Source organism: uncultured Pseudosulfitobacter sp. (assembly GCF_963976325.1).
Taxonomy (GTDB): domain Bacteria; phylum Pseudomonadota; class Alphaproteobacteria; order Rhodobacterales; family Rhodobacteraceae; genus Pseudosulfitobacter.
This window is the reverse complement of record NZ_CAXBJW010000004.1, coordinates 23,637-34,945: the sequence shown is the minus strand read 5'-3', so window position 1 is coordinate 34,945 and position 11,309 is coordinate 23,637. Positions and strand designations below refer to the sequence as shown.

The 11,309-nt window shown below is 64.3% G+C and carries 13 protein-coding genes; 4 read left to right on the top strand and 9 right to left on the bottom strand.

Translation table 11 applies throughout. The features are described 5' to 3' along the window. The first annotated feature begins 64 nt into the window (after nt 1–64). On the top strand, nt 65–910 hold the full coding sequence (locus AAC077_RS13300; RefSeq protein ID WP_339770365.1) for a DMT family transporter: 846 nt from the start codon (nt 65–67) through the stop codon (nt 908–910). Nucleotides 911–1,001: 91 nt separating this feature from the next. Then, on the top strand, nt 1,002–2,801 hold the full coding sequence (locus AAC077_RS13295) for an IlvD/Edd family dehydratase (RefSeq protein ID WP_339770363.1): 1,800 nt from the start codon (nt 1,002–1,004) through the stop codon (nt 2,799–2,801). Nucleotides 2,802–2,810: 9 nt separating this feature from the next. On the opposite strand, the gene AAC077_RS13290 is transcribed toward AAC077_RS13295, so the two are convergent. From AAC077_RS13290 to AAC077_RS13280, 3 genes are all read right to left on the bottom strand, one after another. Continuing rightward, a complete protein-coding gene (locus AAC077_RS13290; protein WP_339770361.1) occupies nt 2,811–3,608 on the bottom strand; it encodes a TIGR03084 family metal-binding protein in 798 nt (265 codons plus the stop codon). A 77-nt stretch (nt 3,609–3,685) separates the two neighbouring features. Beyond that, nucleotides 3,686–5,092 carry an MATE family efflux transporter gene (locus AAC077_RS13285; RefSeq protein WP_339770359.1) on the bottom strand — a complete coding sequence of 469 codons (1,407 nt, stop codon included), beginning with the start codon at nt 5,090–5,092 and terminating at the stop codon, nt 3,686–3,688. A 4-nt stretch (nt 5,093–5,096) separates the two neighbouring features. Further along, on the bottom strand, nt 5,097–5,609 hold the full coding sequence (locus AAC077_RS13280; RefSeq protein WP_339770357.1) for a PaaI family thioesterase: 513 nt from the start codon (nt 5,607–5,609) through the stop codon (nt 5,097–5,099). 95 nt (nt 5,610–5,704) lie between these two features. On the opposite strand from AAC077_RS13280, the gene AAC077_RS13275 reads away from it, so the two are divergent. Then, nucleotides 5,705–6,154 carry a helix-turn-helix domain-containing protein gene (locus AAC077_RS13275; protein WP_339770355.1) on the top strand — a complete coding sequence of 150 codons (450 nt, stop codon included), beginning with the start codon at nt 5,705–5,707 and terminating at the stop codon, nt 6,152–6,154. A gap of 195 nt (nt 6,155–6,349) precedes the next feature. Continuing rightward, complete coding sequence (locus tag AAC077_RS13270) at nt 6,350–7,258, top strand: sugar kinase (protein ID WP_339770353.1); 909 nt, start codon at nt 6,350–6,352, stop codon at nt 7,256–7,258. Between the two features lie 6 nt (nt 7,259–7,264). Here AAC077_RS13270 and queF read toward each other — a convergent pair whose 3' ends face one another. The 6 genes from queF to AAC077_RS13240 form a co-directional block, all read right to left on the bottom strand. Then, on the bottom strand, nt 7,265–7,726 hold the full coding sequence (gene queF, locus AAC077_RS13265) for a preQ(1) synthase (protein WP_339770351.1): 462 nt from the start codon (nt 7,724–7,726) through the stop codon (nt 7,265–7,267). A gap of 19 nt (nt 7,727–7,745) precedes the next feature. Then, a complete protein-coding gene (queE, locus tag AAC077_RS13260; RefSeq protein ID WP_339770349.1) occupies nt 7,746–8,456 on the bottom strand; it encodes a 7-carboxy-7-deazaguanine synthase QueE in 711 nt (236 codons plus the stop codon). After that, nucleotides 8,453–8,806 (bottom strand): 6-carboxytetrahydropterin synthase QueD, encoded by a 354-nt coding sequence (gene queD / locus AAC077_RS13255; RefSeq protein ID WP_339770347.1) that lies wholly within the window; start codon nt 8,804–8,806, stop codon nt 8,453–8,455. The genes queE and queD overlap by 4 nt, the downstream gene beginning before the upstream one ends. Further along, complete coding sequence (gene queC, locus AAC077_RS13250; RefSeq protein WP_339770345.1) at nt 8,806–9,507, bottom strand: 7-cyano-7-deazaguanine synthase QueC; 702 nt, start codon at nt 9,505–9,507, stop codon at nt 8,806–8,808. The genes queD and queC overlap by 1 nt, the downstream gene beginning before the upstream one ends. A gap of 172 nt (nt 9,508–9,679) precedes the next feature. Then, nucleotides 9,680–10,528, bottom strand: a complete 849-nt coding sequence (locus AAC077_RS13245) for a fumarylacetoacetate hydrolase family protein (protein WP_339770343.1) — start codon at nt 10,526–10,528, stop codon at nt 9,680–9,682. Between the two features lie 31 nt (nt 10,529–10,559). Continuing rightward, nucleotides 10,560–11,303 (bottom strand): SDR family oxidoreductase, encoded by a 744-nt coding sequence (locus AAC077_RS13240; protein WP_028954749.1) that lies wholly within the window; start codon nt 11,301–11,303, stop codon nt 10,560–10,562. Nucleotides 11,304–11,309 lie beyond the last annotated feature (6 nt).

The following is an 11,309-nucleotide window of genomic DNA, read 5'->3' as shown; positions in this document are numbered from 1 at the left end:
CTGACTTTCGCCGGACAGCGTGCCCCTCTGGACCGCGCCCGCCGAATACACCACAACACCCCCCATGACCGCACTCACTCTTGGCATCGTCGCCGCATTTGCATGGGGATTTCACGACATCTGCATCCGCTGGCTCAGCCAGTCGGTGCCGCTGCTGGCATCCTTGCTGGCGGTGCTGGTCACGGGGCTGTTTTTTCACAGCGGCTTCATGGTCTGGCACGGTGATCCGGCACCATTCAACGGCCCCGCACTGATCTATGCGCTGGCGTCGGGCGCCACCTTCCTGCTGGCATCGCTGGGCCTGTACGGCGCATTTCAACGCGGGCCGGTGCGGCTGGTGGCCCCTGTCATTGCCAGCTATCCGGTGTTGTCCGTGGCATGGGCCGCCCTGCGCGGTGCCGAGGTCACAGGTCTGCAATGGCTGGCCGTGCTGGCGGTGGTGGCAGGCGTCTCTGCCGTCGCCGCGCTCGCGGATGAGGACCGCAGCGACGTGCCGCCAAAGGGCCGCACGATCCTTTTTGCCGCCGCATCCGCCGTAGGCTTTGCCACCACATTCGCGCTGGGGCAACTGGCAGTCGAAACCTCGGACGAGCTGTCGGTCAGCTTTGTCACCCGCAGCGTCGCCATTGCCCTGCTGGTCGCCATCATCGCCATCGCCCGCGTGCCGTTTTGGACCGGCCTGCGCGCCCTGCCCGTTCTGGCCCTGATGGGGCTGGCCGATGCCGTGGCGCTGGCATGTGTGATGACCGCAGGCCGTATGCCCGACGCGCAATACGCCGCCGTCGCCGCGTCGTGCTTTGGCCTGCTGACCATCGTTCTGGCCTGGGCCATCCTGCGCGAACGCATGACGGCAACGCAATGGCTGGGCTGTGCCGTGACCTTTGCGGGCATCGGTTATCTGGCGATCTGATCACACTGCCTCTGGACACGCCCCCCGTCTTGCCTTCAAGATGGTATACCAAATGACCACATCCTGATTCACGCCTTGAAGGAGCCACCAGATGTCGAAGATACGCCCGCAGGATCTACGTTCGCGCAAATGGTTCCTGAACCCCGACAACATGGAAATGACGGCGCTGTATCTGGAACGCTACCTGAACTACGGGCTGACCCGCGAGGAACTGCAATCCGGCAAGCCGATCATCGGCATCGCGCAGACCGGCAGCGACCTTAGCCCTTGCAACCGCCACCACCTGGAACTGACCAAACGCGTGCGCGACGGCATCATCGCCGCCGGTGGCGTGCCGATGGAGGTGCCGGTGCACCCGATTCAGGAAACCGGCAAACGCCCCACCGCGATGCTGGACCGCAATCTGGCCTATCTGGGTCTGGTCGAGGCGCTGTATGGCTATCCGCTGGACGGCGTGGTGCTGAACATCGGCTGTGACAAGACCACGCCCGCCCTGCTGATGGCCGCCGCCACCGTAAACATCCCCGCCATCGCCCTGTCGGTCGGCCCCATGCTGAACGGCTGGTTCGAGGGCGAGCGCGCAGGCTCGGGCACCGTGATCTGGAAGGCCCGCGAACGGTTGGCCTCGGGCGAGATCAACGACGAACAGTTCATGGAAATCGCCGCCGCCTCGGCCCCCTCGGTGGGCTATTGCAACACCATGGGCACCGCGACCACGATGAATTCGCTGGCCGAAGCACTGGGCATGCAATTGCCCGGCGCCGCCGCCATTCCCGCCCCCTACCGCGAACGCGGGCAGATCAGTTACGAGACAGGCAAGCGCATCGTCGACATGGTCTGGGACGATCTGCGCCCGTCCGACATCATGACCCGCGAGGCCTTCGAAAACGCCATCGCCGTGAACTCGGCTCTTGGCGGGTCGACCAACGCACCGATCCACCTGAACGCCGTGGCCCGGCATCTGGGCGTGCCGCTGGACAATGACGACTGGCAGGCGCACGGCCACCACATTCCGCTGCTGGTCAACCTGCAACCGGCCGGCACATACCTGGGCGAGGATTTCCACCGCGCCGGCGGCGTGCCTGCAGTGATTGGCGCACTGCTGCGCGCGGGGCTGCTGCCGAACCCCGATGCGATGACTGCCAACGGTCAGACCATGGGCGACAACTGCGCGCAAAAGGCATCGGTGAACGATGACGTGATCCGCACGGTCGACGCGCCGCTGATGCAGAACGCGGGCTTTATCAACCTCAAGGGCACGCTGTTCGACAGTGCCATCATGAAAACCAGCGTGATCGACGCGGCCTTTCGCAAGGCCTACCTCAGCAACCCCGACGACCCCGAAGCGTTCGAGGGCCGCGTCGTGGTGTTCGATGGCCCCGAGGATTACCACCACCGCATCGACGACCCGTCCGAGAACATCGACGCAGGCTGCATTCTGGTGATGCGCGGCGCAGGCCCCAAGGGCTATCCCGGCGGCGCCGAAGTGGTGAACATGCGCGCTCCCTCATACTTGTTGAAACAGGGGATCAAGGCGCTGCCCTGTATCGGCGACGGTCGGCAATCGGGCACCTCCGGTTCGCCCTCTATCCTGAACGCCGCGCCCGAGGCGGCGGACAACGGCGGGCTGGCGTTGCTGCGCAACGGGGACCGGCTGCGCATTGATCTGAACAAATGCACCGCTGACATCCTGCTGTCCGACGACGAACTGACCGCGCGGCGCGCGGCGTTGCTGGCCGACGGCGGCTACAAATACCCCGCCAGCCAGTCACCGTGGCAACAATATTTCCGCGAGCTGGTCGAACCCTTTGACAAGGGCATGACCCTGCGCGATGCCGCCAACTATCAGGACATCGCCCGCAGCAAGGGCACACCGCGCGACAACCACTAAGCGGCGGCGCTAGCGGCGCATGTGACGCGCGCCCGGCGCGGGCGGGTCTTCGGGCGGGCCCGCAAAACACTGCGCCATCGCCATCCACTGGGCCGCCACCGGTCCGGTGGTCCGCAACGACGTGTCGGCCACGTTGCGGGTCTGGCAAACCACTTGTGCAAACTCCACCGCCCTACCGTCAACGCGGTTGTCGGGCTGTTCGTCGCCCCAAGTCCATACGGCACCGGACGGTCCGGTCAGTTGGACAAAGGGCGCAGGCGTCGGCCCCTCAAGCCCGCGATTGACGAACGTCCAGCCAAAAGTCGCAACGCCCAGATGCGCAATGCTGCGCACACGGTCGTGTTCGGTACGCGTCTGGCCCAACAGATCGAACACCGCCTGCCCGTGTGCCCATGTCTCCATCAGCCGCGCGGTGACCGATGACAGCGCGCTCATATCCGGACCGGCCCATTTCAGGCGTTTCTTCGGGTCCGCAGCGGCAAAAGCATCGGCGGTGGCGTGGGCGGTACGCACCCATTCCTCCATCAGCGCACGCCCCCGCAGCCCGGCCAGCCACGGGTATTGCAGTTCGCGCAACGAGACACCCTTCGCCATGCCCTGCCCGATAGGGGCAAAAAACTCGGCAAAGGCCGCATCGCTTTCCAGCGACTTGGCGGCAGCCACGTTGAATATATGCAAATGACCGATCACATCGTCGATGGTCCACCCCTTGAACAGGGTGGGCTGATCGAACCCGGCATCGCTTAGCGGTTGCAAAATCGCGGCCAGTGCGTCTGTTTCATCGCGGAAATCTTCGGCCTGCTGCATAGGCGCCTCGCTTGGGTTCAGGTGTCTTTAGGGTGCGCAATCCGGCACCGAAACGCAATCGCAACGGCGCGTCCCGCCTAACGCCAGCCCGTGATCCTGACCGCCGCCGCCGTCACCACGCCATATACAACCGTCCCGCAGGCCACGCCGACAAACACCGCGTCCACGCCCATATCCGCCCGGCCGATCAACACCAGCGCCACGCCAAAGGCCACAGCCATGCGGAACAGGCTGGCAATCACCGGCCACGCCATCCGCGCCGCGCCCTGGCTGGCAAAGAACAGCGCCAGCCCCAGACCAAAGAAGCCGTAGAATGGCGCGACGGTGCGGAAATAGGCCCGCCCGACCTCCAGCGTCGCGGTGTCGGAAGCATCGAGGAAGATGCGCAGCCACAGGTCGGGAAAGACCGCCAGCACCGCGCCGATGCCTCCGACGATGACAGCGGCCCCGAAGGCTCCGGTCCACGCCACCCGCAACGCGCGGGGCGTATTGCCCGCGCCGATGTTGGCGCCGACCATTGCCGTCATGGCGGTGCCAATTCCAAAAACCACCGGGATCATCAGAAACTCCAGCCGCGCGCCCAATCCATAGCCCGCAAGGGCCGCCGTGCCGAACCGACCGACCAGCGCCACCATCAACACAATGGTCAGAACCGACTGGACCGAGTTGACCGAGGCAATGATGCCCACGCGCAGGATGTCGCGGAACATCTCGCCCCGCAGCCGCGCCAATGCGCCGCCCATGTTCAACCCCGCGCGGCCCGACAGCACCAACCCGATGGCAACCAGCCCTGCCGCGCCATTGGCCGCGATCAGCCCCAGCGCCAGCCCCGCCATGCCCAGCGCCGGAAACGGCCCCCAGCCCAACGCCAGCGCGCCCGACAGCGGGATCGACCCCAATGAGGCCACGAACAACAACACCGACGGCGTGCCCATGTTGCCGGTGCCCCGGATCACGCTGAGCGTGCCGTTGCACAGCCACATCGCCAGACACCCCGGAAAGAACACGCCCGCATAGGACAGCGCCGCCGCCACGGCGGTATCACCGCCCCCCAAGGCGACAAAGATCGTGCGCCCGAACAGGGCCATCAACACCGCCGATCCCGCAGCAAAGCCGATCCCGATGATCCACGCGGCCACCGTCAGCCCGCTGGCCCGCGACGTGTCACCGCCGCCCAGCGACCGCGCCACCGCCGCCGAAATCGCCCCGCCCATGGCCCCTGCCGACAGCATCTGCGTCAGCATCACCAGCGGGAACACCAGCGCCAGACCGGCCAGCGCGTTCACCCCCATGAGACCGGCGAAAAACGCCTCGGCAATGCTGGTGACCGAGGTCACGAACATCGCCAGCACATTGGGCGCCGCCAGCCGCGCCAGCGTGCGCCCGATGGGGTCATGCAACAGCCTGTGCGTACGCGCCGCACGGGCCGCCGCTGTCGGATCGGGCAAGTTCATCGCGGGGCGCAAGGCGGGGGCGTCAGTCATCACCTCAGCCCTTGCGCAGCGGGAAAATAAAGCAGGTCGTCGATGCGTGCGCATACAGCTTGCCATCCTCGACCCCGACCAGTCGCGCCTCGGCGGTGGCCATCTGGCGGCCGCGATGGATCACGGTGCCGGTCGCACGCATCCGGCCTGCGTCCGGGCGCATGGGGCGGGTATAGTTCACTTTCAACTCGGCGGTCGAAAATCCCTCGCCTGCCTGCAAGGTCGTGTGGATCGACAGCCCCAGCGCCGAATCCAGCACCGTCGCCGCAAACCCGCCGTGCACGCCGCCCATGGGGTTCAACACATAATCACCGGGCGTTGCATCCACCACCGCATGGCCTTCGCCCAGTTCGTGCGGGATGTGCATCCCGATGGTCGGCCCGATCGACGGTTCTGCCCCGATCCGCCCGCCGGTCAACGCCTGCAAATACTCCAGCCCAGACATCTGCATCGCCGCCGCCCCGTCAAAGGCGGGCATGGGATAGTCATAGCTGCGGGTCTTGGTCTGAAGGGACATGGCGGTTTCCTTTGCATTCACATAAGTGGGTTCTATTTTGGAACCAACTAGTAAGTTCCCTTTCAGAACCTGTCAATATGGTGTATGGTGAAGCCATGAAATGGAATGACCTTGGAACCGATCCCTGCCCTGTCGCCCGCGGCCTGTCCGTGATTGGCGACCGTTGGACCATGCTGGTGGTGCGCGAATGCTTTTTCGGCATCCGCCGCTTTGACCAGATGCAAGAGCGTCTGGGCATCACCCGTCACGTGCTGGCCGACCGTCTGCGCACGCTGGAAGCAGCAGGCGTCCTGCGCCGCGAGGTCTATCAGGAACGCCCCGTGCGCTATGAATACCGGCTGACCGAACGGGGCAAGGCGCTGCATCCCGTTCTGGTGTCGCTGATCGCTTGGGCCAACGACGCGGTGCCGCCGCCCGAACAGTCCTCTGTCACGCTGGTATCGCGCAGCACAGGCACGCCGGTTGCCCCGGTTCTGATCGACGCAAACACCGGCTCCCCCATCACGCCCCACACGATCACCGCACAGCGCAACGAAGGCCCCTGACCCTTCATCTTGCCAGACAAACTCCAATGGAGGCGCGCAGCGTCGGCGGCAGCGCCCCCTTAAATAAAGCCCCTTTAAATAAAACAGTCGCGCCAGCGGCATTTCGCCTTTGCCTGCCCTTCCCCCCCAGAACGTCGCCCGTTATGGTAGCGCAACCATAGCCAACCGCGCTTTCGCGGTCCGACCCGAGGTGACATGAAACCCTATTCCAAGATTGCCTGTATCGGCGAAGTAATGATCGAAATCGTCGGCCAGCAAACCGGCGACGCCCGCCTGAACGTGGCCGGTGACAGCTACAACACCGCTGTCTATCTGGCGCAACTGGCGCGCGGCACCGACTGCACCGTGTCCTATGTGACCGCCTTGGGGCAGGACACGTTTTCACAGCGTGCGGTGGCGGATATGGGCCGGTTCGGCATCGACACCACCCACATCGAACGCCGCGCCGAGCGCAACATCGGGCTTTACGCCATCGACACCGATGATGCGGGCGAGCGCAGCTTTACCTACTGGCGATCCGAAAGTGCGGCACGCACGCTGTTCAGCACGCCCTGCACCGTGGGATTGGACGTGCTGGGCGATTTTGATCTGGTCTATCTGTCGGGCATCACACTGGCGATCCTGCCCGCGCCGGTGCGCAAGGCGCTGATCGACGCGCTGGCCATTTACCGGCAGGCGGGGGGCACCGTGGCCTATGACAGCAACCACCGCCCCCGCCTGTGGGAAGACGCGCAAACCGCGATTGACGTGAACAACGCCATGTGGGCCGTGACGGATATTGCGGTGCCTTCGGTCGATGACGAAATGGCCATCCACGGCGACACCACCGAAGGCGCGGTTCTGGCGCGCCTTGATGCTGCGGGCCTGACCGACGGCGCACTGAAACGCGGCCCCTCCGGTCCCTTTGATCTGTCGCGCAGCACCTCGGGCCTGCGCTTTGCCCGCGCCGCCAACGTGGTAGACACCACCGCCGCCGGCGACAGCTTTAACGCAGGCTACCTGTTCCAGCGCGCCCAAGGCCACGATCAGGCCGCGGCATTGCAGGCCGGGCACGATCTGGCGTCACGGGTGATCGGCCACAAGGGCGCGATCATCGACATCTGAAGCGGACTACCCCCGACCACGATAGGGCGGCACGCCCTGGTCGGGGATCCACACATCCGCAGGCATCGCCCCGGTCTGCCAGAACACGTCTATTGGAATGCCCCCGCGCGGATACCAATAGCCACCGATCCGCAGCCAGCGCGGCGACAGCAACTCGACCAGCCGCCGCGCAATCGAAACGGTGCAATCCTCGTGAAACGCCCCGTGGTTGCGGAACGACCCCAGAAACAGCTTCAGCGATTTGGATTCGACCAGCCACTGATCTGGTACATAATCAATCACAATATGTGCAAAATCCGGCTGTCCCGTCATCGGGCAAAGCGATGTGAACTCGGGCGCAGTGAAGCGCACGCAATAGGACACATCCGCCTGCGGGTTCGCCACCCGTTCCAGCACCGCCTGTTCGGGGGTTTCGGGCAGCTCTGTCTTGCCGCCAAGCTGTTTCAGATCGCTGTAAATCGTTTCCATATGATGTTCCTTCCACGGGTCAGACCCCGCGTTTGTTGCCCCAGAGCAAGACGTGAAGTTGCGGCAGAACGCGCGGCGCGAACCAGCCGTCGGCGGTGACCTTGTCCACCAGCCACAACAGCCGGTCCGACAAATCCTGCGGATCGACCGGCTGCGACGGGTCCACATCGGGGTTGCCCGGTTGTAGATACAGGGGCAGCACGGGATACCGCGCCGCCACCCCTTGCGCCCATTCATAGTCGCCATCGTCAAAGATCACGATTTTCAGAACCGTCTGCACGGCCCCTTGGCCCGCTGTGACACAGGCGTCAAAGGCATCCCAATCCACCGTCTCACCGCTGGAGGGGGGTTTGGGGCTAAGCACCAGCGTATCAAGATGCCCGAACCACGGCTTCGCCACCGACCCTTGGGTCTCGCAGGCAAAGCGATAGCCTTCGCCATGCCCGCGTGCGATCAAGGCGGTGAAATCCTGAATCGCCGGATTGCCACCGGACAGCGACACGGTCAGCGGCCGGCCGCGCGACAGGCGCGTGATCTCGGTCCAGACCTGATCCGTTGTCATCCGTGCCCAGCTTTGGCGATGCACCGGATCAACTGCGTGCAGACTGTCGCACCACGAACAGCGGTAATCGCACCCGCCCGTGCGCACGAACACCGTCGGCTCGCCAATCAGCGCCCCCTCGCCCTGAATGGTCGGGCCGAAAATCTCGGCAATGCGCAGCGCGGTCATGGCCGGTACTCCGCCCATGTCTTGGGCGTTTCGCTGACCCTGACCGCTGTCGTCTCGGGCCAGCGCGCGGCGCACCAGTCATAGAAATGGCGCGCCATGTTCTCGCCCGTTGATGGGACGTCCATCACGTCGTTCAGATGCCTGTGGTCAAACGCTGCGTCGATATACTGTTTCAGCGGCTTCAGCTCGCCATAATCGCGCACGAACCCGTCGGCGTTCAGCATTTTGGCAGAAAGCTCGACCACCACAACGTAATTGTGCCCGTGCAGCCGCGCGCATTGATGCCCGTCGGGCAGATGCGCCAATTGATGCGAGGCGGAGAAATGGAATTCCTTGGTGATCCGGTACATCACGCACCTGCCTTTTGCGCGACCGCTTGCGCCCAAAAGTCGGGGTCTTCATAGGTGGTTGGATCACTCACCCCCGCCAGATCAAAGGCTTCGCGGCGTTCCACGCAGGTGCCGCAGCGCCCGCAATGATGTGTGCCACCCTTGTAGCAGGACCATGTCAGATCAAAGGGCGCGCCATGACGCTGCCCTTCGGTGACGATGTCCGCCTTGGTCCGGTGCACGAAAGGCGTGTACAGCGACACATCCGCATAGCCGTCCAGCGCCTGTTTCTGCATGGCGTCAAAGGCTTGGGTGAACGCAGGGCGGCAATCGGGATAGATGAAATGATCGCCCCCGTGCACCGCCGTCGCCACCGCGTCGTCGCCGCGCGCCGCCGCCACGCCAAAGGCGACGGTCAGCATGATCGCGTTGCGGTTTGGCACCACGGTCACGCGCATGCTTTCTTCGGCGTAATGCCCGTCGGGCACGTCGATGTCGTCGGTCAGCGCCGAACCGGTCAGTGCCGCGCCGATGGCGCGCAGGTCGATGATGTCATGGGGAACGGCCAGACGCTGGGCGCACAGGGCGGCATAGTCCAGTTCCTTGCGATGCCGCTGGCCGTAGTCGAACGAGACAAGGCGGGTCAGTTCGTGTTGCTGCGCCACCATGTGCGCAAGCGATACCGAATCCAATCCGCCAGAGCAGATAACGATGGTTTTCATTTTGTACCCTTGTTTTGTTACCCGGGTAGGCTGCGACCGGGATGGCCCTGATAGACGAGCGTTTGGCGGGTGCCAAGGGGCGGCACGGCGGAAAAATGCCGCCCCGCGATGCCACAAACAAAAACGGCCCCGCGTGAGCCAACACGCGGGGCCGTTCTGTCAGACCATCAGATCAGGCGTCCTGCCCGACCTCTTGACGCTGCACGCCCAGACCGTCGATGCCCAGCTCCATCACGTCGCCTTTTTCCAGATAGACCGGCGTGGGTTTCATCCCCAGACCAACCCCCGGAGGTGTGCCGGTCGAGATCACGTCGCCCGGCTGCAAGGTGAACAACGCGCTGAGATGTTCGATAATCTCGGCCACGGTAAAGATCATGGTTTGCGTGTTTCCGGTCTGCATCCGCTTGCCGTTCACATCCAGATACATCGCCAGCGCCTGCGGGTCCGCAACCTCGTCACGGGTCACCAGCCACGGGCCGGTGGGGCCGAAAGTGTCGCAGCTTTTGCCCTTGGTCCACTGACCGGTCAGTTGCGACTGATAGTGGCGTTCGGACACGTCGTTGATCACGCAATAGCCCGCGACATAATCCAGCGCGTCCTCTTTCGAGACGTATTTGGCGGCCTTGCCGATGACGACGCCCAGTTCGACCTCCCAATCCGTGTGGGTCGAGCCGCGCGGCTTCATCACCATGTCGTTGGGGCCGACGATGGCGCTGTTGGCCTTCATGAACAGGATCGGATGTTCGGGGATTGCGGCACCGGTTTCTGCGGCGTGGTCGGAATAGTTCAGACCGATGCAGCAGAATTTGCCGATATTGCCGACGCAGGGGCCAAGACGGGGATTGCCGTCGACCTTGGGCAGGCTGGCGGGGTCGATGTCGCGCAGCTTGGCCAGACCTTCGTCAGACAGCACATCGCCCGCGATGTCGCTCACGACACCGGACAGATCGCGCAGCGTGCCATCGGCGTCCAGCATCCCCGGCTTTTCGGCGCCCGCGTCACCGTAACGTAGCAGTTTCATATCGTTGTCCTTCTTCCTGATAGTCTATGTTTTAACCCGACCAGCCGCCGTCAATGACGTGCGGCTGTCCGGTGGTAAATCCGCTTTCGTCGCTGGCCAGATACACGACCAGTGCGGCGATTTCTTCCGCTTTCGCCACGCGGCCCATCGGCTGGCGCGACACGAAGGCCTCCAAGGCGGCCTCGTAGCTGCCCATCTCTTCGCCCAACGCCTTGACGCGGTCGTGCCAGCTTGGGCTTTCGACGGTGCCGGGGCAGATGCAATTGCAGCGCACGCCGGTCTTGATATAGTCCACCGCCACCGATTTGGTCAGCCCGATCACTGCCGCCTTGGTGGTGCCATAGATGAACCGGTTCGGCGCGCCGATGATGGATGAGCAGGCCGACGACATGTTCACAATCGACCCCGCGCCGCGTTCGACCATGCCGGGCAAGGCCGCGCGGATGGTGCGGAACATGGCCCGCACGTTCAGGTCAAAGGCAAAGTCCCATTCGTCGTCGCTGGCATCCAGCACCGTGCCGTGGTGCACAAAGCCCGCACAGTTGAACAACACGTCGGGCCGCGATTTGGCCACGCCTGCGTTCACGCTGTCGGTGTCGCGGGCGTCCAGCACCATCGTCTCGATCCCGTCGCCCTTCAGTTCGGCCAGCGCCTCGGCGCTGATGTCGGTGGCGAAGACCTGCGCGCCCTCGGCGGCCATGGCCAATGCGCTGGCGCGGCCAATCCCCTGCCCTGCGGCGGTGATCAGTGCGCGTTTGCCGTCCAGTCTGCCCATTCTCTT

Coding starts and splice junctions, on each gene's coding strand:
- AAC077_RS13300 (WP_339770365.1), top strand. CDS start 65: ATGACCGCACTCACTCTTGGCATCGTCGCCGCATTTGCATGGGGATTT.
- AAC077_RS13295 (WP_339770363.1), top strand. CDS start 1,002: ATGTCGAAGATACGCCCGCAGGATCTACGTTCGCGCAAATGGTTCCTG.
- AAC077_RS13290 (WP_339770361.1), bottom strand. CDS start 3,608: ATGCAGCAGGCCGAAGATTTCCGCGATGAAACAGACGCACTGGCCGCG.
- AAC077_RS13285 (WP_339770359.1), bottom strand. CDS start 5,092: ATGACTGACGCCCCCGCCTTGCGCCCCGCGATGAACTTGCCCGATCCG.
- AAC077_RS13280 (WP_339770357.1), bottom strand. CDS start 5,609: ATGTCCCTTCAGACCAAGACCCGCAGCTATGACTATCCCATGCCCGCC.
- AAC077_RS13275 (WP_339770355.1), top strand. CDS start 5,705: ATGAAATGGAATGACCTTGGAACCGATCCCTGCCCTGTCGCCCGCGGC.
- AAC077_RS13270 (WP_339770353.1), top strand. CDS start 6,350: ATGAAACCCTATTCCAAGATTGCCTGTATCGGCGAAGTAATGATCGAA.
- queF (WP_339770351.1), bottom strand. CDS start 7,726: ATGGAAACGATTTACAGCGATCTGAAACAGCTTGGCGGCAAGACAGAG.
- queE (WP_339770349.1), bottom strand. CDS start 8,456: ATGACCGCGCTGCGCATTGCCGAGATTTTCGGCCCGACCATTCAGGGC.
- queD (WP_339770347.1), bottom strand. CDS start 8,806: ATGTACCGGATCACCAAGGAATTCCATTTCTCCGCCTCGCATCAATTG.
- queC (WP_339770345.1), bottom strand. CDS start 9,507: ATGAAAACCATCGTTATCTGCTCTGGCGGATTGGATTCGGTATCGCTT.
- AAC077_RS13245 (WP_339770343.1), bottom strand. CDS start 10,528: ATGAAACTGCTACGTTACGGTGACGCGGGCGCCGAAAAGCCGGGGATG.
- AAC077_RS13240 (WP_028954749.1), bottom strand. CDS start 11,303: ATGGGCAGACTGGACGGCAAACGCGCACTGATCACCGCCGCAGGGCAG.